A 23,547-nucleotide genomic window follows, 5' to 3' on the forward strand; every position below is an offset into this window, starting at 1 on the left:
GCATGTCCTGGAGTTCATAAGGCAGGCAATGAGCCCCGCGCGTTATAGCCGAGAGCCTCACCGCTATGAGCCGATGCGGGCGAACCTCAACCGGGCCTTGTCCTTTGCCGGCCTGGCTGTCGACGAGAGCGGCGTTTTGTCGAACGTGGAGAAAGTCACGACGCTTCCCGAGGCGCAGCGACGCGCGCGCGACCTGCGAAGTGATCTTGAGGGGCGCGGGGTCCATCCCGATGTCCTCGCGTTTTGCCGCGCCGAGCTGCTGGCGGACAATTATTTCCATGCGGTGCAGGAGGCGGTGAAGAGCGTCGCGGACAAGGTACGACGCAAGACAGGGCTGGTTGACGATGGGGGGGGTGCTCGTCGATCGGGCGTTTGGCGGCGAAACGCCGATGATCGCTATCAATCCCCGGAAGACGGTCAGCGAAAAGAGCGAGCAGACCGGCTTTGCGAATCTGGTCAAAGGCGCCTTCGGCATGTTCCGCAACACCACGGCGCACGAAGCAAAGATCAATTGGGACATGACGAAGGAAGATGCCGAGGATCTCCTTACGATCGTATCCCTGATCCACCGTCGGCTAGATGCCAGTCACATGCTGCCCCGGATCTGACTAGAAGCCTAGAATGAGCGATCCGCGCCGCTGGTCCTCAAGTGAAATGACATATTGGACGAGGGCCTGACACTCGTCGATTGACCGCTCGATGAGGTTTCTTAGCGTGTCGAGCGTAGCGCGTTGACGGTCGTTCAGGCCGGATAGTGCGTCGCCGATCTCATCGACGTCGTGATTGGCGGCAAACATGAACATTTTACCGACCAGGCCTGTCAGGGCGTCGGAAACCTGTACCCAGGGCGAGGTCCTGGAGTCGACGAAGGTGAAATTCGTCAGCGGTGCCATACCATCTGCGAGATTCAGGCCAGCCAGATAGTCCTGGATCGTTTTCTCGATGTCTAGGACGTGGGTCGAATGCTTAAACAGGGACAGCCGGTGGAGATAAAAGCTGCCGAAACCGTCGATCAACACATTCGCAGTTTCGTCTTCCAGATAGGGCAGGCTGTCGAGGCCCGCCGCGATCTTCAGTACCCCTTTGAGCATCTGGCAATTGAAATCGGGAAGCCAGTCCCGACGCACTTCGAGCATGTCGCGCAGTTCCGCGATGAAAGCTGCTCGGTTGGCTCGGCCGACATCGGGATAGTTGTAGCGACCGAGAAATTCCGCAGTCTCGTCAGGATCGTCTCGCAGCAGCGTGAAGAGGTCGTTTTTCAGGAGCGGCGCGATCGCCATGAGTTCGGGGCCGCCATGTTCAGCGATGATTGAATCGATGACATCGACGATCGACCAGTAGAGCGGGTCCAGCACTTGATAGTGCACACAGACATTAGCGGCAGACAGCCAGTCGAGGAAGGCGCCGATCTTGGGGGCGTTCAGCAGGCTGAGGAAGTCGCCCTTGCCAAGCTGCTCCAGCTTCAGTTCCAATGATGATTTCTGTAGGTGGAAAGCCTGCCGCAAATCCTCGAAATCGAGGGCGGGCGCGGGACCGAGGTGGGCGACCCCGCCCAACACGAAACATTGCGGAGCCCGGACGTTGAGGCCGTCCGGGGTCAGGTGAAGCCGCCGGATATTGTTGGTCTCATCGTAATGGAGCGTGAAGGCCCGATCGAGGCCGGTAAGCCCGTTCAAAAAGATCGCCGGGTCGCGGATGGCATTGACGTCGAGCATGTTCGCACAGAATCCTTCCTTCTCGTTCGCGCTGGTGCGGGTTAAAGGTCGGTATGTCCTATGGTAATAAAAAGACCCGCGCGAAGGCCAAGCGCCCTGACCCGATGCGAGACCTGGTCGCAAACGCTGTCGATTTTCTGACGCTCGCGACGGTGGAGTTCAAGGAAAAACCGAAGCATTCGATCATCGCATTTCATTCAGCTGTCGAGCTTTTCCTAAAAGCCCGGCTGATGGAGGAGCATTGGAGCCTGGCCGTGAGCAAGGCGCCCGACCTGGTGAGCTTTGAGAACGGCGATTTCGTCTCGGTCTCATTTGAGGAAGCGTGCCAGCGCCTTGCGAAAATCGTGGGCAGCCCAATTCCTGAGCGCGCTCGCCTGACGCTCGACGTCATACGCAAGCACCGTAACAAGATGGTCCACTTCTTTCAGGATATTGATGACCCGACGGTGCGCGAACAGATCGCGATGGAGCAGCTCAACGCGTGGCACGCGCTCGTCGGCCTTATAGGTAGCCAATGGCGGGATGTATTTGACCGCTTCCAGCTCGACATTGGCGCGCTTGATGGTCGGTTCGCCGAGCACCGTCTCTATCTCCAGACACGCTTCGACAGCCTCGCGGAGAAGCTTGCCGGCCTCAAGAGCGAAGGCAAGGTACTGGCGGCATGCGGCCGATGCGGCTTCGAGTCTGCCGAGACGGCGGTCGTCCTGCACGAGCTTCACAGCTCGAAATGCCATGTCTGCCATTTTGCGCCTCATTGGCTCGCGCTGGAATGCACCCATTGTACAGTGGAATTTCGGGCCGATGGCGACGAGACGTCGACCTGCGAAGCCTGCGGCACCGTCTTTGATGCATCAGATATCGCTGAAATCGTCGATGACGATCCGGTCACAACGGACAATTACTATGATCGGGTCACACCGGCCAACTGCACGCGTTGCGACGGGCATCAGACCGTCGTCTCATTCCATGCCCATTATCTCTGCACCGCCTGCCTTGAGCTCACCGATCACATCAGCGCCTGTGGCTGGTGCGGGGAAGGAAGCAACGGCGACATGGAGGGAAGCGAATGGAAGGGCTGCAATTATTGTGATGGCCGTAAGGGCTGGGATCGCGACTAGCCCGCGGCCCTCCTCGCCAAAGCGTAAATCAGTATTGTCGTATAGTTGATTGTCTCGTCGCGGCAGCTTACGTTTCAAAAGCAGACCTTTGCTACTGGGCTTGCCAATGGCAGCAAAGTCCCGATTGTGTTGAAAAGGTCCGGGACAGGTAGAATGTGACCTATGGTGCGTAACAATTGGGCATCTTGCTCCGAAGAATGCGATATATGACAACCCTCGTTAGCGCATTATTGTAACTTTGTTATTGGGTTGGCCGTCGTTTGCGCCGTGGGCTGAGTTTTTCAACACAATCTCCCACTCCTTGCCATTAGCGATGCACTGCTGGCGACGGAGTGTGTGGCAAATTACGATGGGCGCAATTTCACCCTTCCGGCCAAGTCCCGTCGGCCCAATCCCGTGCGGTATGGATCACCCGTAAGATCGAGACCGCTTGATCCCTTTCAGTCAGAGCATAGGCAATGATATAGGGTAGACTGCGCACCGACTTCTCGTATGTCCCCGACACGCGCCCCGGATGACCGGTCGCAAAATCTCCCAAGGCGGCGCCCGTCCTGCCAATGGCATCGAGCACTCTGCGCGCTGCGTGTGGATCTTGCGCGGCAATAAACCCCACTTGCACGCGGAGATCGGCGAGGGCCGATTCCGCCCATTCTACCCGCCTCACTGACTGGAGGACTTGGCGCGTTCGGCAGCATCAATAATGGCATGGAGGTCGGCCATGGCCTTGTCATGGGGAGTGACCTTCCCGGCGGCCACATCGGCCAGACCCTGCTGGATGCCTTCGATGATGGAAAGCTCCCGATCCACATAGGCGCTCAGCGCTTCAGCCGCGAGGTAGGAGCGGCTGCGCTTGGTTCCCTGCGCTAGGCGAGCCAGCTTGTCATGAAGGGCGATCGGCATGCGGATCGTCATGGTCGTGCTGTTCATAAATGGCACCTTGTGATGGAATGTATACATCCTAGCACAAGGCGCCTTCATTGCCATCAGATCTTTAATTCTCTGGGCAGCCCGGTGCCACCACCATTCGCAAAGCCGCGCCAATCGCCTCGCAGGCCTCCATCACCGGAGCATCGTCGAGATGGGCATAGCGTGCCGTCATCTTGATATCGGCATGACCCAGCAGCTTGGCAATCATGGGCAGTGTCTCGGACATGGTAGCCGCGTGGCTGGCAAAATTGTGCCGAAGGTCATGCAGACGAACATGGTCCAGTCCAGCGGCGGCACGCACGCGCCAATAGCAAGCATCCAGTCGTTTGATTGCGAGCCGTCCGCCTTCCGTCCAGAAGACCTCATCGCGCATCGGGTGGCGCTCGATGCGCTTGAGGACAGATTGGGCCTCACGACCCAGCCAGACCGTCCGCGGCCCTGTCTTGGCATCATGCAGCAACAGACGTCGCCCACGGACCTCATCCCATGTCAGATGGCAGATCTCGCTCTTGCGGCAACCTGTGAGGATAATCAGGCGCAAGGCTGCCACCTCTTGCGGGCAGATTTGGGCTTCTTGTTCCAAAGCCTGCCCGAGCCGGGCCAATTCTTCCACTGACAGCAGGCATTCGTGCTTGCGCAGCTTGTTGCGCTTGATGCCCTGACAAGGGTTCGAGCCTGACGGCAATTCCCCCCATTCCTCAGCCTTTCGGAACAGGGACAGCATCAGTTCAAAAGTCCGATTGGCTGCCGCTGGCCCTGCGGTACGGGTCACCTTGGCAAACCAACGGCGGACATCGCCGGGGCTGATCTTGTCGAGATGCCGCCGTGGGAAGGCGGCATCCAGATGGTTGCGGTAATAGCGGTTCCGGTCCAGCGTTGAAGCCTTCCAGCCTGCCACCGCGCTTGCCCAATAGCGGTCGAGGAATTTGGCGAAGATCGGCACAGCCTTGGTCTTCACTCTGGCCTCGGCAGGGTTCTCGCCGGTCTGCACCCGTAGCAGCACGCGCCGAGCAATACCTCGCGCGTTGGCCTCGGTGATCACCCGGCAGTCTGCAATGGTCACGGTCCTTGTCCGCCCGCCCATCGCGGCCTGCACGACATAGGTCTTGTGCCCGCTGGCATAGCAGCGGGTGCCAAACCCCGGCAGTTTGCTGCACCATTGGGTGGTGCGCGCCGGGCGATCCGGCCTCCGATCAAATGGGGCGCCGATGGCGGCCAATTCCTCGGTGACAAGGTCTGTCAGAGTCCGGGCGTTCATGCCGCCACCCCCAATCCCTGAGCAAGGACGCTGCATACACGATCTGCTGCCTCCGAGATCGAGTCATCGGCCAGATGGGCATAGCGCTCGGTCGTCTCGGGTAAGGCGTGGCCCAGCAAGCGGCTGATGATGGTCAGCGAAATGCCGTTGCGGATCGCCAGCGAGGCAAAGCTGTGGCGAAGGTCATGGAGGCGCATATTGCCTAGCCCGGCTCGCTGGCGGATTGCGTGCCAGTCTGACGTGATGTTGATCGGCTTGCTCGGATTATGGGCTGCCGGGAATATCAAACCCTCGCGGCATTCTGTTCGCAGCCCATCCAGCACTGCGCGGGCAGGGGCATTGAGATAGAGCACCTTCGCCCCGGTCTTGCTGTCGGGCAGGAAGACCCGCGCTTCTTTCACCCATTCCCACCGCAAGCCGTTGATCTCGCCCACACGCGCCCCGGTTGCGATCAGCAACCGGAGCAAGGCGACGGCTTGCGGCATTTCGTTCTCAACCTCACGCAGCACAATCCCCAACGCGCGATATTCGGCCATGCTGAGGAAGCGCTCCATCTTCCGCCGCTTGTACCGGGCAATCCCCTTACATGGGTTGGAGGCATGCTTGCGGAAACCGAAAGCCTCGGCTTCCTGCATCACTATTGAGAGCACCGGCACGGCGCGGTTGAATGTGCCTCCCTTCGCCGCGAGGCTGTCGCGCCAGCGGGCGACATCGCTGCGCTGGATCGTCGCTATTGGCATGTCGCCAAAGAAGGGGATCAGCACCCGCCGAACATAGGCGGCATTGGTCGATACGGTGGAAGGTTTCCAACGACGGGCAAGGGAGGGGAGCAGTTCCGCCATGGCAGCGGCAAAGGTAAGCCCCGCCCCCGAAAGCGGCTGCTTTGGACAAGGTAGGCCTACAGTCTGGGTGGCTGCAACAAGCTGCTTGGCCTTAGCTCGCGCATCGCGGACGCTGATGGCCGATGGCTTCCCCAACGTCACAAAGCGGCGCTGCGCCCGATCACTGAATTTGACGATCCAGCTTTTGCTGCCACTGGCACGCAATCTTATACCAAAGCCGGGAACCTCACTGTCCCAGATAATAGTATCGTGGCGAGGAGTCTTGCGGCGGGCGTGGTGACCAGTGATCTTGGCGTGATTCTCAGGAAGGTTTTCAGGTAAAACAGGCCCATCAATTTTGGCTACCTGAGGGCCATTTTCTTGTTGAGACTTGAGCATCATAATCACAAGACCTTTTGAGCAAGAACAGTAACTTACTCAACACTTTCACGGTGCTCCGTGTAGGGTGTGCTAAACTCCTTCTGTAGGGACTGGACCAGCTTCCTCTCGAGGCAGGTCCGGCCTCATCATCTGGCGATGCCGTCCGCGTCCGGCAGGCGCAAGGCTTGCCCCATCCAGTCCAGGCCCTGCAGAAGCACATACGCCACGCGCCGAAGGGGCGTGTCCGCTTGCCCCGGCCGTCGTTTTTCAGGCTGAGGCGGCAGAACAAAAGCCGCCGCTGAAACGACCCGTCAGACGCCAGCCTTGACGCTGGCCGATGGCCATCCCACATCGCGCAGCAGCGCTTCAACGGGGGCGCCGGATAGCGGAGGAGTGAGCCGCGGCCAAGGCTCGGACCGGTATGGTCAGGGATGCGCGCCATGCTCGAGAGCCTCGGTCCTTGAACGTCGATCTGTACGCATCGAACAAGGAGGCGAGCGCCATGGCGCAGCAAAAGAAACTGGAAAATGATCTGGCCGGTATTGCGGCGGAGAAGGCCAAGCTGGAAGCGCAATTGGCCGCTTTGGCCGCGCGGGAAAAGGTCGCCCGTGAGGCCGCACTCGACGCGGGAAGGGGCTTCCTGCTCGCCGCTCTGGAGCGGGTGAAGATTCCGTCGATGGACCGGGTTGAAGCGAAGGCGTTGGCCACGGCTGTCACCAGCCTGGGCGCCAGCGAGGCGTTACGCCGATTGGCAAAGGAAGGGTGAGAAGATGGCAGGCCGAGCACCCGCGAGGCCTGCCTCTTTGCTGGCGCAGCCATGCGGCGGACGCGAGTCCGCCCGCGCGAGAACACGCCCCGACAGGGGCGCAATTTTTTTGCCCGCCAACACACAAGGCCGATGAAAAACTGCTCTCATTTTGCCCTCGGCGCTGCGTCCCCTCCCATCGATCCACAATGACAAATGCCGACCGGCCTGTGCCGGTCGGCAGGCCGCGTTATGCGGCCTTGCTTGCTTCCACTTGGGCAAATTGCGCGGCGCGAAAGATGGTGAGGGGCACGCCCGCCTCGCGGCAACGCTGGGCAAGATTGACCTGCAAGCCCGATCCTTCGCAGATGATTGCTTCGACAGGCGAGAGGGCGACAAGCTGGCGATTGCGATCAAAACCCGCGCTGTTTCCCTTGGCGCGGTTCAGGCGAAAGGCGACAATCGGAACGCCCCGGCTTGCGGCCCATGCGGCGGCGATGGCATCGGTTCCCGAACGCTGGGCCGTGGTGGCCAAGGTCATATGGGGCACGCGCTCACGGATCAGGTCGAGGCGCTGCCAGAGCGGTTCGTGGGCAAGCCATCCAGACCCGCCCGACACCACCACCACCGGCCCGGTCGGGGCGTGGGCCTCGCGGCGCGACTGCGCGCGGGCGGCGAGAAAATCGCGCGCTTCAATCTGCGAGGCGGTGAGCGCGCGCGAGGTGCGGCTCCCGCTGGTGGCCGACCATGGCTTGCCGGTTTCGACGCGATAGATTTCTGCCGCATGGTCGCGCATACACTCGATGGCGGCCAGCGCTTCGCTCAGGGATTGGCAATGGCGCTGCTTCTCCTCGACTTCGAGCGCGTGGATTTCTGAAGGGTCCTGAATGCGGGCCAGTTCGCCAAGGGCGCGGGCTGCATCGTCCTCTTCGCGGGAGATGTGCTGGGCCACCTTGTGAAAGGAATTGACCATGCCCCAGGCGATGCGCGAGGCCAGCGGGGCAAGCCGGGTATCCCCCATCAGCGCGAACAGATCGGCCACCATTTGCTGGGTGCAAAGGCGCGCGGCTTCCGGGTCGGGCATGTCGGCGGTGGTGGGCTCCTCGTGGACCGAAAGCTGGGCGCGCTCGAGTTCACCCGCAAAGGCTCCGGCGAAATTCTCCGCCGTGGTCAGACTGTCGTAATGCTCGTTGAAATCGGCAAAGCCGTCAAACCTCGTCATGGCAATTTCCCTTGAAAGATCCGGCGCTCATGGGGCAGGATAGGGCAGCAACATTGGCAATCTTCTGTTGTCGTGGGGGAGCGCCATCCACGCTTCCCCCACTCCAAAGCGATCAATGCATGACTTGGTTGTCAGCGGTGCTTTCGCCCAGCCCATCATCCACGTTTGCGGGCATGGTGGCTTCTTCACCCTCGCGCCCGCTCGGCAATTCCTGACGGGTGCGGCGGCGGGTCCATGCCACGTTGTAACCGCCTTCCTCATTGCGGAAGAGGGCAACGTCCATCGGCTTGGCCATGCTGGGATCGTCAATCCGGCCCTGATAGAACACCTCGCCGCTGGTGCGCGCCACCTGCTCAAAAACTGCACCGATTTTGATCCAGCTGTTGGCCGCCGAACGGGCCATCATGTCGAATTTGGGCGCGTTGGGGTTGCTGCTCTGGACGGGGCGGAGAGCAATCACATTGGTGAAAGCAAGCGTTTCGATCTTGCCGATGAAAGAACCGCGCTGGTCAGCGTTGAGGAAACCGATGTTGGCCATAATACTATCCTTTACTTGTCAGGCTAAGCCGTTCTTGGCTCCAAGGGGCGTTTCCCTCTTGGTGATTACTTATTACCGCCTGTGGTCAAATCGGTCTATCTCGTTGTTTTCTTGACACTTTACCAGATCGCCTATGGTGAGCCGGAGCACAGACATGCGCGCGGTAGCGCGCCCCGGCATCATGTCATGGCCCCACCGGGCCATTCTTTACTGGTCCCGGAGCGCGATGGTCTGGCCCGCTTGATCATCACCTCCGGAGCCGCCGTCGCAGGTCCCAAGAAGCATGCGAGCGGCCTGCCGGCTCAAAAGGCGTCGCGCTGCCGCCTTTGGAGGAGCTTGCCCGCTTTGCGCCGGCCGTCCGCTGGGCGGACCAAAAGCCGGTCGGCGCGAAGGGGGCTAGCGGAACCTGGCGGGAGGCAGCTTTTGAACTGGCGCCGCCGTATGCGACGCCGGGATCCTGCAAGGACGCGAAGGAGGGGAGGATCAAGCTTGCGCGCGAGGGGACGCATCAGCGGACGGGATCGGCCGGTGATGCTTGGAGGGCTGGCGGAGCGAGGCAATGGTGGAGGCCTAAATTCGGCAGTGCGGGCTAGCACGGTTGCTTTCGGCGTCGCGCTCACTTGGGCGTCCGTGATGATTAAACGGGAAGTTATTCCGTCGATCAGCTTGACCGGCCGCACCTTCCGATCATTAAAATACTTCTCGGCCTCCAGTCTGCGGGTTGGCTTGCAGCGGATAGGGGGCGTCACATAAAACGGGCACAGATATACGCTAAGGCCTGAGAGCGTCGGAAAACACCTGATTTCCGTGCAAGAACGGCCTAAACGCTTGGTAGCCGCTGCAAATGGATAAGCGGATAAGGTCGCCCTTGACCGTCCATTTCTGATCGTCCGGTAGGGATAAATCCAAGGCGGCGATAGAATCCGGCTGCCGCTGAATTCTGTTCATTTACGTCCGTCGAAATGACGGAATATAAGGAACAGGCATGTTCGACTAATGAACGCCCTACGCCTTGCCCTCTACTGGCAGGATCAATGAACAAGGCTTCCATGTGCGAGCCATCCAACAGCATGAATCCTACCGTTCTGCTTGCCTTATCAATTGCGAGCCATAGGGGGGCAGTTGGCAGAAACTGGGACAACTCCTGCTCGATGGCATCACGATCCTTCGGATCAAGGAAGTCATGTGTCGCATCAACCGCTTCTCGCCAAATCTGCATGACGCGAGGTCCATCGCCCACATTTGATTTTCTGATCGTCAACATGGCCCCCTCATTAACTGGAACATGATTTATCCACCAGCAGGAGCCTTACTCTGCCGGAAACCACATGTTTTCCGACAGGGTAGCATCGCAACCAGGCTACGCCTCGACAACCATGGTTGATTTTGCACGACAAACCCTGTCGCTTTGATCTAGTGCGCGACAACATCAATTTCAGGGTTTGTCGCACATGCTCATCGGGTACATGCGTGTCTCATCGGTCGATGACCGTCAGTCGGTTGACCTTCAACGCGATGCCCTCCTCGCCGCAGGTGTCGATGAGCGCCATCTCTATTCCGACAAGGCATCGGGCGCCCGGGATGATCGTCCCGGCCTGAAGGCTTGCCTCGAATTCCTGAAGGCCGGCGACACCTTGGTCGTTTGGAAACTCGACCGTCTCGGGCGATCATTGACCAATCTTCTGGCGATCATAACCGATCTGAAAAATCGAGGTGTGGCCTTCCGATCGCTAACGGAGCAGATGGACACAAGCACGCCCCATGGTGAATTGCTGTTTTCGCTCTTCGGCGCGCTCGCCCAATATGAACGCGCGCTCACGCGTGAGCGGGTGATGGCAGGCTTGGTCGCAGCTCGACGACGGGGCCGGCGCGGGGGCCGGCCGCCCAGCATTGACGCGGAAACGATCGAGCAGATCACGGCAGCCCTCGATGCCGGCGCAAGCAAGGCGTCGGTGTGCCGATCATTCAAGGTGCCGCGATCGACCCTCATCGGCACGCTCGATCGCATTGGCTGGACGGGACCGGTCAAGGCCTGACCCGATGCCCCGCCGCTCTGTTCTGACCGAGGCGCAACACGCCGAGTTGTTCGCCTTGCCGGAGAGCGAGCCAGATCTGGTGCGATACTGGACGCTCAGTTCCGCAGATCTGCGCGTCATCACGAGCCGGAGGCGTCCCCACAACCGCCTCGGTTTTGCGCTGCAGCTCTGCGCCTTGCGATATCCTGGCCGATTGCTGAAACCCGGCGAATTCATCCCTGATGCTCCTCTCAGGTTCGTCGGGGACCAGCTCGGCGTCGAGCCGGACGCGCTTGCCGATTATGCCACGCGTGGTCCCACCCGGTATGAGCAACTCGATACGCTGCGCGAGGTATTCGGTTTCCGGCAATTGAGCCGTCCGATCCATGCAGAACTGCAGGCTTGGCTCTTGCCGATCGCACTGACCATGACCGGTGGAATCGATCTCGCGCGGATCCTGATGGAAGAATTCCGCCGCCGGCAGATAATCGTGCTCGGTATCACGTCCCTGGAACGCATGGTGAGCAAAGCTCTGTTAGATGCCGAGCGGAACGTGGGCAACCTGCTGACGGGAAGTCTGACTTCAGTGCAATGCGGCCTGCTGGACTCGCTGCTGCTGCAGCACAATGCAGGCCGCATCAGCATTCTTGCCTGGATCCGCCAACCACCCGGTAGACCGGGACGACGTGCCTTCGCGGAAATTCTCGAGCGATTGTCCACATTGCGGGCAATCGGCTTGGAGCCTGAAGTTGTAGCCCCAGTCCATCCAGAACGACTGCGGCGCCTTAATCAGGAGGGCGTGCGGCTCACTGCGCAACATCTATCCGTCCTGAACCCGATCCGTCGCCGGGCCATTCTGCCGGGCCATTCTGGCTGCCACCGTTGCCGAAATGCAGATCGCCCTGACTGACGATGCCGTGATGATGTTCGAACGTTTGATCGGACAGATGTTCCGGCGTGCCGAGCGCCGGGAAGAGGCTGCGCTGAAGCGCGACAAACGCACCATCAATGGCAAAATTCGTCTGCTGGCCCGTCTCGGAACTGCGATCATTGATGCAAGGGACAGCGGTGCAGATCCTCTCAGCGCCATTGAAGAGGTTATCGGATGGGACGATCTCGGTTCCGAGATCGAGGAAGCCAAGCGACTTGTCCGTCCCGATCCGCTCGATCCCGTCGAACTCGCGCGATCGAACCTGCCGATCCTGCGACAGATCGGTCCGGCCTTCGTCGCAAGCTTCACCTTCGGTGCGGTGCCTGCCTGTGTGGGTCTTGCTCGAGCCATCGCGACAATGCGCGATCTCGGAAGTGGCCGCCTGCGCAAGCTACCAGCAGATGCCGCGCTTGGTTTCGTCCGACCGGCATGGCGGCGACGGATTGGCCGAGCCGGTCTTGATCGCCGTATTTTCGAGTTCTGTGTCCTCGCCGAGTTGCGGGACCGCTTGCGAGCGGGTGACGTGTGGGTCGAAGGCAGCCGGCGATACAGAGCCGTGGAGCAGCAACTTATCTCCACCCCGGTGTTCACTGCTATGAGGGCCGCTGGTCCATTGCCTGTCCCGGTCGCCGATACGGTCGCAGTCTGGCTCGAGGAGCGCAAGGCGCTCCTTTCCCGAAGGCTGGCCGAGGTGGACGCAAAGGTGGAAGCGGACGCGCTCGAAGATGTGCACTTTTCAGGCGGCAAGCTGCGGATATCGCCACTTCGAGCCATCACACCGGAGGAAGCCGAAAGGGCACTCTCTCCCTTGTATGGCCATTTGCCGGCCATCCGCATTACTGACCTGCTGGCGGAGGTTGATCGTTGGACCGGCTTCTCGAAATGCTTTACCCATCTCACCACGGGCCGCGTACATGATGATCCCCGCACTGTCCTGACAGCGGTTCTTGCCGACGCCACCAATCTCGGCCACGCCCGCATGGCAGAGGCCTGCGATTTGGTGAGCCAGCGCCAACTCGGTTGGCTTGCGGCATGGCATTTACGCGAAGACAGCTACGGCGCCGCCTTGGCGATGTTGGCCGATGCTCAGCATCGCATGACGCTGTCAAATGTGTTCGGCGATGGAAATGTGTCGAGTTCCGATGGCCAGAACTTTCCACTTGATCGCCGCGCGCAGGCGACCGGTTCTGTCAATCCCCACAAGGGCAGTGAACCTTCGGTATCCTTCTATACTCACGTCTCGGATCGCTATGCGCCGTTTCATGCCAAGGTTATTTCCGCCGGTGCGAGCGAGGCAGCCCACGTCCTTGACGGCCTGCTGCATCATGGTGCCGAACTCGCGATTGAACGCCACCATACCGATGGCGGCGGCATTTCCGACCATGTTTTCGCGCTCTGCCATTTGCTGGGGTTCCAGTTCGCACCGCGAATTCCCAATATCGCCGCCCGGCGCCTCCACTTGTTCCGCGATGCGCGGCCAGGGCCGACCATAGCCCCGATGGCCGCGCAAGCCATTGATGAACAGCTCATCGCTAGCCACTGGGAAGACATCGTCCGCCTCGCAACATCTATCCGGACCGGAGTCACGAGTGCCTCCACCATGCTCGAGCGCCTTGGTTCATATCCGCGCGCCAACGGCCTGGCGCTGGCGCTACGCGAGATAGGCCGGGTTGAACGGACGCTTTTCACCCTAGACTGGATCGAAAAGCCGGAAGAACGGCGCCGTGCTACGCGCGAACTGAACAAGGGCGAGGCGCAGAACGCCCTCAAGCGCGCGATCTTCTTTCACCGCACCGGCCGGATACGCGACCATGGGCTACAGGCTCAAGGACACCGAGCGTCCGCGCTCAATCTGGTGGCTGGAGCCATTGTCCTCTGGAACACGACCTACCTCGAGGCGGTGCTTCGCCATATGGAGCAGCAAGGAAAGGAAATCCCGGCCGAATTTCTCCAACATCTGTCACCGCTGGGCTGGCAACACATCAATCTGACCGGCGATTACCTTTGGACGGATCATGACTTAACGACCGGCACGCTACGGCCGCTGCGCCAAAAGATCGGCGCTACCGTGCCCCAAAAGGCTTAGCGTATATCTGTGCCCGTTTTATGTGACGCCCCCTATAAGGTACGGTACAAGCAGCTCAGACCGGGCAGGGGCTTCACGCGTGGAAAAGACGGTTTTCTGGTCATGGCAGAGCGATCTCGACAGCCGGGTCACGCGCGAGGTCGTCCGTTTCGCGCTCGACGCCGCGATCATGATGTTGTCGGCCGACGTCGAAGAGGCCGATCGACCGAGCCTGACCTCGGACACGCAAGGGGTCGCCGGCACGCCCGATATCGTCGCAACCATTCTTCGCAAGATCGACGAGGCGGCGGTCTTCGTCGGGGACGTCACGCCGATCGCCGTGTCCGAGAGCGGCAAAGCCTGCGCGAACCCGAACGTCCTCCTCGAGATGGGCTATGCGAACCGAGCGCTGAGCGAGCACCGCGTCATCCAGGTCTGGAACACCGCGTTCGAGGGCGCCACGCTCGACAAGCTGCCGTTCGACATGCGGGGTAGGCGCGGACCGATCGCGTTTCACCTGCCGGTTGGCGCCGATACGACCGAGCTACGCCGCGTGCGCGGAGAATTGGCAAAGCAGCTCGCGGGCGCGTTGAAGGCCTCATTGGACGAACTTCCCCCGCTGCCGCCAGAAGCCATTCCCTGGCAGTCGCATTTCCCGGGTGATGCCGACGTCTGGTTTGATCGGTCCGAAGTGCAGACGGTGACCAATCCGATGCACGGCACGACGAAGCTGCGGTGGAAGCCGCACTTCGCGGGCTATGCGCGGATCATTCCGTCGAAATGGGCGGCGAAGCCGGGAGCAAAGCAAGCTCTGGCTGGCAGTGAGGGGCATCCGGCGCTGCTGGCACAGCCCAACGCGCTCAATTTCGGAATCAGCAAGGGCGGAGCGATGGTCTACTGGCCAGGCACAGCGGAGGAGGGCGTCGATCCCACGGTCGCCTTGACCCAGTGGTTCGAGAAGACCGGCGAAATCTGGGGCGTGGGCGGGGGGTTCCTGTTTCAGCGAGATGAAGAGCGGCTCACCCTGTCGACCGGCTATTTCTACCAGCGCTGGCTCCATTTTCTGGAGCGGAACTGCGCGCTGGTGCTCGCCCATGGTGGTTCGCTGCCGATCCATGTCCGGCTCGGCGTCACCGACATCAGGGACAGCTGGTGGCCGCGCGGCCCGTTCCAGTTCAATGACGAAGGCCACGCGGCGGTTGAGGACTCCTACGAGTACGATGCAACGCTAACGTCGATCGGGGTAGAGGAACTCCAGCGCGTCGCCGTCGCGGCCTTCAACGGCCTGGCCGCGGCTTACGGCATGGAGCCGTTCACCCACGACCAGATCATCGAACAGTCGAGGCCCTGAGCGTGGAACAACTGCCCGCCATAAGCCCAGTGACGGACCCGCCATCGGGATCGGGGGTCGATCTGGCATGGGAAGTGACGAAGCTTGGGGCCGGCCAGACGATCACCGTCAACAAGGCGCTCATCGATGCCTATCAGGCCGCCTCCTCGCCCCACAGCATCCGCGCCCTCAAATCCGATCTGGAGGCGTTCGATCTTTGGTGTCGGTGCTCGCACAGGGCGTCGCTGCCAGCGACCCCCGAACTCGTGGCTGACTATCTCGACGCAAGGGCGGGGAAGGGGGCCAAACCGGCTTCGCTCGGCCGCTACAAGGCGTCGATCGCGAAGATCCACCAGCTTCTCGATCTGAAGGATCCGACGCAGACCGAGCTGGTCAAGCTGCGGCTCCGGGCGATCCGGCGCGAGAAGGGGACGGCGCAGGTCCAGGCACGGCCGCTGCGCTTCAAGGGGCCGGTCCGTGATGTGGAGCGCGAGGCACCGCGAGGGCTGAACGTGCGGGCGTTGCTCGAGGCCTGCCCCGACGATCTGCCGGGACTGCGCGATCGCGCGCTGCTGTCGGTTGCCTATGATACGGGGCTGCGCGCCTCCGAGTTGGTGGCGATCGCGGTTGAGCACATTGTCGAGGCGCTCGATCCCGAGGCGCGGCTTCTCACGATACAGCGCAGCAAGGGCGACCAGGAAGGGGAGGGGGCGACCGCGTACCTGTCGCCGCGCTCGGTGCGCGCGATTGCGGCCTGGACGCAATCCGCAGGGATATCCTCTGGTCCGCTGTTTCGCCGCGTCCAGGTGCGGCGCTACAAGGCGCGAGCAGCGGTGAAGGGGCGTCGAATCGATAGTATCTCAAGCCGCGAAACCTGGGATCTACGCAAGACGCTCTCTAAGCCGGCGGTGCCGGCCCGGTTGGAGTTTGATGTCGGCAGTGTTGCCCTGCATCCCGGGTCGATCGGACCGATCTACCGGTCGAACATCCAGCGGGCGTTCGATCGCGGGGCTCTGAGCGATCTCACCGCCGACGATCTCGCGCGACTGCTCAAGGGGGTCAGCGCGCATTCGACACGCGTGGGGCTCAACCAGGACCTGTTCGTAAGCGGCGAGGATCTCGCCGGAATCATGGATGCGCTGCGCTGGAAGAGCCCGCGCATGCCGCTTGCCTACAATCGCAATCTTGCTGCCGAGGCGGGCGCAGCCGGGCGTTTGCTCAATAAATTGGCCTGACTGGTAAGCCGACTATCTGTCCAATCGCGAACTCGCCTAGGCGGCTCCGGGGCCTGAGACTGCTCTGGCTATCACCAACGAGATAGGGTAGGGGGGTATGCTATGGGACATTTGACCGAAGGCAGTGATGAGCTCCTGAAGCGCGTGCGACGTATCGCCGGGCAGGTCACGGCGATCGAGAAAGCGCTGACCGCCAACGCCGATTGCACGACGACTCTGCATCTCGTTGCAGCGGCGCGCGGCGCCATGAACGGGCTGATGGACGAGATTATTGAAGAGCATGTCCGAGCCCATGTGGCGGACCCCGACCTCACGGCCGAAGATCGTGCCGCGGGAGCAGACGAATTGATCGCGGTCATACGCCGCTACGCGAAATAAGGCTGAGATCATGACGACGTCCCGCGATATTGACGCCTTTGTGCACGACCATGTGTATCTGGGGGCCTCTCACGACGACAACGCTCGTCGGACGCTGTGGGTGGTGGTGCTGACGGCTGTGATGATGATCGGCGAGATTTTCGCCGGCTATGTCACCGGATCGATGGCGCTGCTGGCCGATGGCTTCCATATGGCAACGCATGCTGGCGCGTTGAGTGTCGCAGCGATTGCTTATGCTTATGCCAAGCAGCATGCATCGAACCGGCGGTTCAGCTTCGGAACAGGCAAGGTCGGCGACTTGGCGGGCTTCGCCTCGGCGCTGGTGCTGGGCCTGATCGCCCTGGGGATCGGGATTGAATCGATCCTTCGGCTGTTCGAGCCCATAAAGGTTGCCTTCGGCGAGGCGACCCTGATTGCCGTCGTTGGGCTTGGCGTGAATATCCTCAGCGCCTTCCTGCTGTCGGGCAGCCACCACCACCATCATGGGCATGACGATCATGCCCACGACCATCATGCCCATGGCGGCGACAACAATCTCCGCTCGGCTTATGTGCATGTCCTCGCCGACGCTCTCACATCGGTATTGGCAATCGCGGCCCTTCTGGCAGGCCGCTACCTTGGCTGGGTGTGGATGGACCCCGTCATGGGGATCGTGGGAGCCGTCGTAATCGCCCGCTGGTCCTGGAGCCTGATGCGAGATACCGCCTCAGTCCTCCTCGACTCGACCGACAGCCATGTTGCCGAGGAAATACAGGATCTCGTTGAAGGGCCAGGCGATGTGCGTATTGCCGATCTGCATGTCTGGCGTGTCGGTCCCGAGGCCCATGCCGCCATCGTCGGAGTGGTCGGCAGTGCGGGGATCAATGCAGGCGTGATCCGCGACCGGCTCGTGCCGGTCCATGAGTTGAAGCACCTAACAGTCGAATGCCACTGACGAGGTTGCTGTTAAGTCGCCGTGCATAGACCTGTGCCGTTTCGATGGCACGACCGGGTGGTGTCGAGGGTGCGGTAGGTCCAAACCCGAATGCCGGGCATGGAAGAAGGCGCAGCCTCAACAGCAACGCAAGATTGCTGCCGATCTTCCGCGCCGGCTCGCGAAACTGGCGGGTCGCGAGTTGCAGAAATGAGCGCGAAGGCCCCGCGCGAAGACTAGATTCAAGATTCCAGATGCGTCAGGATCGGACATTCCGGCCGATTGTTACCGTGACGGCTCCTCGCCAGATCCATCAGCGCTGCTCGCATCGCATTAAGCGCGTCCGCCTTGCGGCCAAGGTCGGCTGCGCGGGACTCTGCCAGTGCCTTGACCTCGGCACTGGCGCGGGCCCGATCGGACCATAGATCAAGCAGCTTTCGGATTTCTTCGATTGGAAAGCCGAGGTCGCGGGCATTGGCTATGAACCGAAGTCGATGCACATCGGCATCCGAGTAGTCGCGATACCCACTATCCCGCCGCGCCGCCGACGGGATCAGGCCGATTTTCTCGTAATGGCGGATCATCCGCTGAGAGACCCCGCTCGCGTCCGATGCCGCGCCGATGTTCACAATTCCACCCGGTTGAGCCGCAATGCGTTCGTCACGACGCTGACGGAGGACAGTGCCATCGCGGCCGCCGCGATGATCGGCGAGAGCAGGATGCCGAAGATCGGGTAGAGCAGCCCCGCAGCGATCGGGACCCCGGCAGCGTTGTAGATGAAAGCGAAGAACAGGTTCTGGCGGATGTTGGACATCGTTGCTTCGCTCAAACGGCGCGCACGAACGATGCCGTTCAAGTCGCCCTTCAGCAGGGTGACGCCGGCGCTTTCGATTGCGACATCGGTGCCCGAGCCCATCGCAATGCCGACATCGGCGACGGCGAGCGCGGGCGCGTCATTAACTCCGTCGCCTGCCATGGCCACGATGCGCCCCTCAGCTTTCAATCGCGAGACCACATCGCTTTTCTGATCCGGCAACACTTCGGCTTCGACATCATCGATTCCAAGTTTCCGCCCGACCGCTTGTGCTGTTGTGCGATTGTCGCCCGTCAGCATGACAACCCGGATGCCCTCCTTGCGAAGCGCCGCGATAGCCTCAGCCGTCGTTTCTTTGATTGCATCGGCAATGGCAAGGATGCCGGCGGCCTGTCCGTCGATCCCGATGAAGATGGCGGTCGCGCCGTCTTGGCGCAGCTCATCCGCCTGCGGCTCAAGGGCGCGAACCTCGATCCCGTTTTCTGACAGGAAGCCGGCATTGCCCAGCGTGATGCGCTTGCCATCGACCGTGCCGATCGCTCCCTTGCCGGTTGGGGAATCAAAGTCGGTGACCTCGGGAAGCGCAATCCCCCTATCCTTGGCGGCGGCGACCACGGCCAGCGCCAGCGGATGTTCCGATGCCCGCTCCACGCCGGCGGCAAGCCGCAGCAGCTCGGTCTCCTCATAGCTTGTCGCGGGAACGATGCGGGTAACCGACGGCCGGCCCTCGGTCAGCGTGCCGGTCTTGTCGACGACCAGTGTGTCGATCTTCTCCATCCGCTCCAGCGCTTCGGCATTCTTGATCAGCACGCCGAGCCCTGCACCCCGGCCGATGCCGACCATGATCGACATCGGCGTCGCCAGCCCCAAGGCGCAGGGGCAGGCGATGATGAGGACAGCGACAGCGGCGATCAGGCCATGGGCCAGACGCGGCTCTGGTCCCCAGATTCCCCACACGCCAAAGGCAATGAGCGCGATCAGCAGGACCGCGGGCACGAACCATCCCGCGACCTGATCGGCCAGGCGCTGGATGGGTGCCCGCGAACGCTGGGCGTCAGCGACCATCTGGACAATACGCGCCAACATCGTGTCGCGTCCGACCTTCTCCGCGCGAATGACGAGGGCGCCGCTTTGGTTGATCGTTCCGCCGATGACCGCATCGCCCAGCGCCTTTGTGACCGGCATCGACTCGCCCGTCACCATCGACTCGTCGAGCGAGGATCGGCCGTCTTCGACCTTGCCATCGACGGGTACTTTTTCGCCGGGCCGCACACGGAGACGATCACCGACGGCCACCTGCTCGAGCGAGACCTCCTCATCATCCCCGTCGGCGCCAATGCGGCGCGCGGTCTTGGGCGCGAGGTTGAGTAGCGCCTTAATTGCGCCCGAAGTCCGCTCGCGGGCGCGCAGCTCGAGCACCTGCCCCAGCAGCACGAGCACGGTAATGACGGCGGCGGCTTCGAAATAGATCGCGACCGTCCCGTCCATCATCCGAAACGCTGCCGGGAATACCGACGGGGCGATGGTTGCCACCACGCTGTAGGCCCAGGCCACGCCCGTGCCCATCGCGATCAGGGTGAACATATTGAGGTTCCGTGTCCGCACGGACGCCCACCCACGTTCAAAGAATGGCCAACCCGCCCAGAGCACGACCGGGGTAGCCAGCGCAAACTGAAGCCAACCAGATAGTTGGGGCGGTACAAGATTGTGCAGCGCCGGGAAGAGGTGGCTGCCCATCTCCAGGACAAACACCGGGATGGTGAGCAGCAAGGCGATCCAGAAACGCCGGGACATATCCAGAAGTTCACCGCTCGGCCCAGTGTCTGCCGTCACAAGTTCCGGCTCAAGGGCCATGCCGCAGGTCGGGCATGGCCCGGGATGATCCTGGCGGACCTCCGGGTGCATGGGGCAGGTCCAGATTGCGCCCGGTTGAGCGGTTGCCGCCTCCTTCTCACCCTCGGACAGGTAGCGCTCCGGGTCAGCGACAAACTTCGTGCGGCAACCCGCGCTGCAGAAATGATAGTCCTCGCCGTCATGCGAGGCATGATGTGACGTTCCCGTCGGATCAACCATCATCCCGCAAACCGGATCTTTGACCGTTTTCACGTCCGTGCCGCCACCGTGCTTGCCGGCGCAGCAGCTATGGGCGCCCGAATTGCTAGCTGGAACAGGATCAGTCACAGGCTCGTCTCCTTATCGACGAAATGCAATCTGGGGTCTGACATCGTGTCAGGGTCAAGCCCGACATGCATATATTTTTGATGGCTGATTCTGCGCTGGCGTCTCAGCCGGGCAACAGATTGTGGATCGCCGTTGCAGCCTTGGCGGCCTGACCGGCCGCAACAGCAATTTGATCCAGCCCTTCGACCATGTCGCCAGCAGCGAACAGGCCGCTGACCGTCGTTTGTTGATGCTCGTCGACGACAATGCACCCTGCCTGGTCCAGTTTCGCACCGGCCATGTGCGCGAGTTCCGAGCGAGGGGAGGTTCCGAGGGCAACATAAAGGGTGTCGAAGCGAAGCGATCGGCCATCGGTCAATTGAGCGATCAGATCCTTTCCATCGATCGACAAATCTCGGACAGGGGCGCGTTCGACCGCGATACCGCCTCGAGCCAGATCTGCCTCTTCGGCCTCCGACAGTTGCGAGCCGTCCTGCGCGAGCAAGGTGACGGTGTCGCTATAGTGCCGCACGAACACAGACTCGGCGGCGCCATGGTCTGAGCACCCCAGCACGGCCACCCGCTTGCCGCGTACCTCATAGCCGTCACAGATCGGGCAATAGCGTATCAGACCTTGCACGAGGCCTCGATCATGCGTTTCCAGCGCCATTCGCGGACGATGATTTCTCACGCCTTGGGCAAGCAATATCGTGCGGGTATTGACGGCCTCGACACCTGTAGTGACCAGGAAGCCCGTCCGGGTCTGTACAATCCCATTGGCTAAACCATCGGAGAGCTTCGCGCCGTAACGCAGGGCATGCCGGCGCATCCGCGACAGCAGATCGTCGCCCGATATGCCGTCTGGAAAACCCATCAGGTTGTGCGTGGCTGGAATGGAGGACGCGCGGCCGTCGCCGGCATCGATGACCAGCGTAGAACGCAGAAACCGGCCCAGATAGGTGGCTGCTGTCAGCCCTGCCGGGCCACCGCCTATGATGACGCAATCGTACATGCGAGCCTTTCGCTGACCTCGGCCGTCACTGATATTACGCGGTACGATGCCTCTTCCCTCGAACAGAGACACGCTCTTCCAAAAAAAGATCGGGTCGTGAGGGGTAAACGCCAGCGCTGCGTAAATTGAGATGAAGCCCATCGCCTGGCAGGATGGACAGCCGAGGTGCCCACGGGTCGCAGCGTGGCGCCGGGGCGAGCGGATGTGGGGAAGACGGATTGGAATCAACCGATCGCGCTCCGTGTCGCTCGCCCCGCAACAAAGGTTGCAGCATCACGGGCAGGGGCGTCAGCATCATAGTCGGGTGGGAGCAATGGAGACCTACAGCCCTTTCTCGGCCTCGATGGGCCAGGCGCTTTGGGTGATCATGATCGTCGCTGGCCCCCCGCTGATAATCATGTTGGTGGTGGGGCTGATTATCTCGATGATCCAGGCTGCTACATCGATCAACGAACAGACCGTGAGCTTCGTCCCCAAGCTCCTGACGTTCATCTTGTTCCTCGCGCTTTACGGGGCAACCGCTGGCGATCTCCTGATCGACTATACCCGTGACCTGCTGACGCATATTCCGGACGATATCAAATAATGAGGACCGATTTTCATTCGGGGCGACCACGCAAAAACTGGTCGAATACGGGACGGAGTGCTAGCGTCGGAGAGGATCGGCGCGAAAGGGGAGCGGGGTTTGGCGGAGTTTGAATTGCTGGCGCGGCAACTGATCCAGCGATGGAAGGAAGACCCGAACGCGACGTACCAGAGCTGGTTTCTATGGGATGAGCGCATCAAGAACTTTCGCTCGATCAGGCGTGGTCTGGCTCAGGTGGTTGCTGAGATCGAAGCCGGTCGGTTTGGCGTGGCCTATCGCGGTTCTTCTCTGGAGACGGTCGTTCATTCAGTCGCCGAGCAGAGGCAGATCTTCAAGGGCGCGGACCATGCGTTTCTCTGGAAGCCCAAATTGCGCATTCCCGACATCTATGAAAACCCGGCGAACCAACGCGCGTTTGGTCGATTGCTGGACCATTGCGCCTGTTGCGACACCGCGGAAGAGATCATCGCAGGTATTCACACGATTGATCGTCTGAACATCAAAGGGCTGGGGCCAGCGGTGGCCAACCTCCTCTATTTCCTGCATCCAACCCTCGTGCCGCCGTTCAACACGGCGATCGTCAACGGCTATAACAAGCTGACCGGCGGCAAGGTGAAGCTCGGAAGCTGGCAGCATTTTCTCGCAATGCGCTCGGGCGTGCTCGACCTGAACGAGCGTTTTCGCGATCTGCTGTCGAACGATCTGGGCGCCATTGGTGGCCTTCTGTTCGACATCGGCTCGGGCCGCTATCCCGCGCCCCCGCGCGACGAGGAAGACCAGACTCTAAGATCCTGGGCCGCGCGCCTCGAGCAAGCCCGGGCCGAAGCTCAAACCCTCAACAAAGCGCTGCAAAAGCAGGGCGAGAGTGACCGCACCCATTCGGAAATCCAGGCGTGGCTGCGCGATATCGGTCTAGCGCTGGGGTATGACATCTGGATCGCATCCAATGACCGGGGACGGCTGCATGACGGGGTGCGCTTGGGGGAGGGGTGCCTCGAGAGCCTGCCAACTTCCATTTCGACATCGACGGGAGCGGATGCGATCCGCCTCATCGATGTTTTGTGGCTGGAGCAAGGCGGCGACCGGGTCGCGGCAGCCTTCGAAGTCGAACATTCGACCTCCATCTATTCGGGTATCGTCCGGATGCTGGACCTTGCGCTGAGCGGCAGCGATCTTCACGCGACAGCCGGATTGTTTCTTGTCGCTCCTGACGCTCGCGAAAGCGAAGTCCGCGCGCAAATCGCAAGGCCCGCGTTCAACCGGATCGCGGACCTCGAAATCGCCTATCTTCCCTATGGCGAGCTCGAACGGCACAAGGAGGCGATTTCCCGGTTTGGCTCGGGTCTAAAGGCGATCAAGGCGATATCGCGCGCGCTGCCTTGA

The 23,547-nt window shown here is 61.3% G+C and carries 22 protein-coding genes and 2 pseudogenes; 13 read left to right on the forward strand and 11 right to left on the reverse strand.

Annotated elements, in window-relative coordinates:
• Positions 1-73: 73 nt before the first annotated feature.
• Together BGP00_RS25390 and BGP00_RS25395 are read left to right on the forward strand one after the other, a co-directional pair.
• Positions 74-286 (forward strand): annotated as a pseudogene (locus tag BGP00_RS25390) (TIGR02391 family protein); the annotation flags it as partial.
• A gap of 103 nt (positions 287-389) precedes the next feature.
• Positions 390-608, forward strand: a complete 219-nt coding sequence (locus tag BGP00_RS25395; protein WP_366522350.1) for a TIGR02391 family protein — start codon at positions 390-392, stop codon at positions 606-608.
• On the opposite strand, the gene BGP00_RS10475 is transcribed toward BGP00_RS25395, so the two are convergent.
• Positions 609-1,715: a hypothetical protein gene (locus tag BGP00_RS10475; protein ID WP_292693481.1), complete on the reverse strand. Its 1,107-nt coding sequence runs from the start codon at positions 1,713-1,715 to the stop codon at positions 609-611.
• 53 nt (positions 1,716-1,768) lie between these two features.
• Between BGP00_RS10475 and BGP00_RS10480 the strand changes: the two genes are divergently transcribed.
• On the forward strand, positions 1,769-2,833 hold the full coding sequence (locus BGP00_RS10480) for a hypothetical protein (RefSeq protein ID WP_292693484.1): 1,065 nt from the start codon (positions 1,769-1,771) through the stop codon (positions 2,831-2,833).
• 361 nt (positions 2,834-3,194) lie between these two features.
• Here BGP00_RS10480 and BGP00_RS10485 read toward each other — a convergent pair whose 3' ends face one another.
• The 4 genes from BGP00_RS10485 to BGP00_RS10500 form a co-directional block, all read right to left on the reverse strand.
• Positions 3,195-3,497, reverse strand: coding sequence for a type II toxin-antitoxin system RelE/ParE family toxin (locus BGP00_RS10485; RefSeq protein WP_292693487.1), 303 nt, complete (start codon positions 3,495-3,497; stop codon positions 3,195-3,197).
• Complete coding sequence (locus BGP00_RS10490) at positions 3,494-3,760, reverse strand: CopG family ribbon-helix-helix protein (RefSeq protein ID WP_292693490.1); 267 nt, start codon at positions 3,758-3,760, stop codon at positions 3,494-3,496. The genes BGP00_RS10485 and BGP00_RS10490 overlap by 4 nt, the downstream gene beginning before the upstream one ends.
• 64 nt (positions 3,761-3,824) lie before the next feature.
• Positions 3,825-5,018, reverse strand: coding sequence for a tyrosine-type recombinase/integrase (locus tag BGP00_RS10495; RefSeq protein ID WP_292693493.1), 1,194 nt, complete (start codon positions 5,016-5,018; stop codon positions 3,825-3,827).
• Positions 5,015-6,241: a site-specific integrase gene (locus tag BGP00_RS10500; protein WP_292693496.1), complete on the reverse strand. Its 1,227-nt coding sequence runs from the start codon at positions 6,239-6,241 to the stop codon at positions 5,015-5,017. Before BGP00_RS10500 ends, BGP00_RS10495 begins: the two co-directional genes overlap by 4 nt.
• A 439-nt stretch (positions 6,242-6,680) precedes the next feature.
• On the opposite strand from BGP00_RS10500, the gene BGP00_RS10505 reads away from it, so the two are divergent.
• Positions 6,681-6,986 carry a hypothetical protein gene (locus tag BGP00_RS10505; protein WP_292693497.1) on the forward strand — a complete coding sequence of 102 codons (306 nt, stop codon included), beginning with the start codon at positions 6,681-6,683 and terminating at the stop codon, positions 6,984-6,986.
• 229 nt (positions 6,987-7,215) lie between these two features.
• Here the strand turns inward: BGP00_RS10505 and BGP00_RS10510 are convergent, their stop codons facing one another.
• The 3 genes from BGP00_RS10510 to BGP00_RS10520 all read right to left on the reverse strand — a co-directional run bounded on the left by BGP00_RS10510 (position 7,216) and on the right by BGP00_RS10520 (position 9,989).
• Positions 7,216-8,187, reverse strand: a complete 972-nt coding sequence (locus BGP00_RS10510; protein WP_292693500.1) for an SLOG family protein — start codon at positions 8,185-8,187, stop codon at positions 7,216-7,218.
• A 112-nt stretch (positions 8,188-8,299) separates the two neighbouring features.
• Positions 8,300-8,725, reverse strand: coding sequence for a DUF736 family protein (locus tag BGP00_RS10515; protein ID WP_292693503.1), 426 nt, complete (start codon positions 8,723-8,725; stop codon positions 8,300-8,302).
• Positions 8,726-9,545: 820 nt separating this feature from the next.
• Positions 9,546-9,989 carry an acetyltransferase gene (locus BGP00_RS10520; RefSeq protein WP_149524051.1) on the reverse strand — a complete coding sequence of 148 codons (444 nt, stop codon included), beginning with the start codon at positions 9,987-9,989 and terminating at the stop codon, positions 9,546-9,548.
• 187 nt (positions 9,990-10,176) lie between these two features.
• Between BGP00_RS10520 and BGP00_RS10525 the strand changes: the two genes are divergently transcribed.
• The 7 genes and pseudogenes from BGP00_RS10525 (at position 10,177) to BGP00_RS10555 (ending at position 17,806) form a co-directional block, all read left to right on the forward strand.
• The gene (locus BGP00_RS10525; protein ID WP_126053394.1) at positions 10,177-10,761 is read left to right on the forward strand and encodes a recombinase family protein; all 585 of its coding nucleotides are present in this window, start codon (positions 10,177-10,179) and stop codon (positions 10,759-10,761) included.
• Positions 10,762-10,765: 4 nt separating this feature from the next.
• Positions 10,766-13,757, forward strand: a pseudogene (locus BGP00_RS10530) (Tn3 family transposase).
• A 79-nt stretch (positions 13,758-13,836) separates the two neighbouring features.
• Positions 13,837-15,087 carry a hypothetical protein gene (locus tag BGP00_RS10535; protein ID WP_107394499.1) on the forward strand — a complete coding sequence of 417 codons (1,251 nt, stop codon included), beginning with the start codon at positions 13,837-13,839 and terminating at the stop codon, positions 15,085-15,087.
• A 2-nt stretch (positions 15,088-15,089) separates the two neighbouring features.
• Positions 15,090-16,301, forward strand: coding sequence for a tyrosine-type recombinase/integrase (locus BGP00_RS10540; RefSeq protein ID WP_292693511.1), 1,212 nt, complete (start codon positions 15,090-15,092; stop codon positions 16,299-16,301).
• Between the two features lie 102 nt (positions 16,302-16,403).
• Positions 16,404-16,679 carry a metal-sensing transcriptional repressor gene (locus BGP00_RS10545; protein WP_021243461.1) on the forward strand — a complete coding sequence of 92 codons (276 nt, stop codon included), beginning with the start codon at positions 16,404-16,406 and terminating at the stop codon, positions 16,677-16,679.
• Positions 16,680-16,689: 10 nt separating this feature from the next.
• Positions 16,690-17,613, forward strand: coding sequence for a CDF family Co(II)/Ni(II) efflux transporter DmeF (gene dmeF, locus BGP00_RS10550; protein ID WP_021243460.1), 924 nt, complete (start codon positions 16,690-16,692; stop codon positions 17,611-17,613).
• Positions 17,614-17,638: 25 nt separating this feature from the next.
• Positions 17,639-17,806 (forward strand): DUF1289 domain-containing protein, encoded by a 168-nt coding sequence (locus tag BGP00_RS10555; RefSeq protein ID WP_081659631.1) that lies wholly within the window; start codon positions 17,639-17,641, stop codon positions 17,804-17,806.
• A 28-nt stretch (positions 17,807-17,834) separates the two neighbouring features.
• Here BGP00_RS10555 and BGP00_RS10560 read toward each other — a convergent pair whose 3' ends face one another.
• The 3 genes from BGP00_RS10560 to BGP00_RS10570 form a co-directional block, all read right to left on the reverse strand.
• Entirely contained in the window at positions 17,835-18,221 is a 387-nt protein-coding gene (locus tag BGP00_RS10560) for a MerR family transcriptional regulator (protein ID WP_292693513.1), read from the reverse strand.
• Positions 18,218-20,482 (reverse strand): heavy metal translocating P-type ATPase, encoded by a 2,265-nt coding sequence (locus BGP00_RS10565; RefSeq protein WP_292693546.1) that lies wholly within the window; start codon positions 20,480-20,482, stop codon positions 18,218-18,220. Before BGP00_RS10565 ends, BGP00_RS10560 begins: the two co-directional genes overlap by 4 nt.
• 208 nt (positions 20,483-20,690) lie before the next feature.
• Complete coding sequence (locus BGP00_RS10570) at positions 20,691-21,719, reverse strand: NAD(P)/FAD-dependent oxidoreductase (protein ID WP_292693515.1); 1,029 nt, start codon at positions 21,717-21,719, stop codon at positions 20,691-20,693.
• Positions 21,720-21,891: 172 nt separating this feature from the next.
• On the opposite strand from BGP00_RS10570, the gene BGP00_RS10575 reads away from it, so the two are divergent.
• Both BGP00_RS10575 and BGP00_RS10580 read left to right on the forward strand, forming a co-directional pair.
• Positions 21,892-22,164, forward strand: a complete 273-nt coding sequence (locus BGP00_RS10575; RefSeq protein WP_292693517.1) for a flagellar biosynthetic protein FliQ — start codon at positions 21,892-21,894, stop codon at positions 22,162-22,164.
• 99 nt (positions 22,165-22,263) lie between these two features.
• Positions 22,264-23,547 (forward strand): type II restriction endonuclease, encoded by a 1,284-nt coding sequence (locus BGP00_RS10580; protein ID WP_132470098.1) that lies wholly within the window; start codon positions 22,264-22,266, stop codon positions 23,545-23,547.

The organism is Novosphingobium sp. 63-713 (genome assembly GCF_001898925.1).
Lineage (GTDB): Bacteria > Pseudomonadota > Alphaproteobacteria > Sphingomonadales > Sphingomonadaceae > Novosphingobium.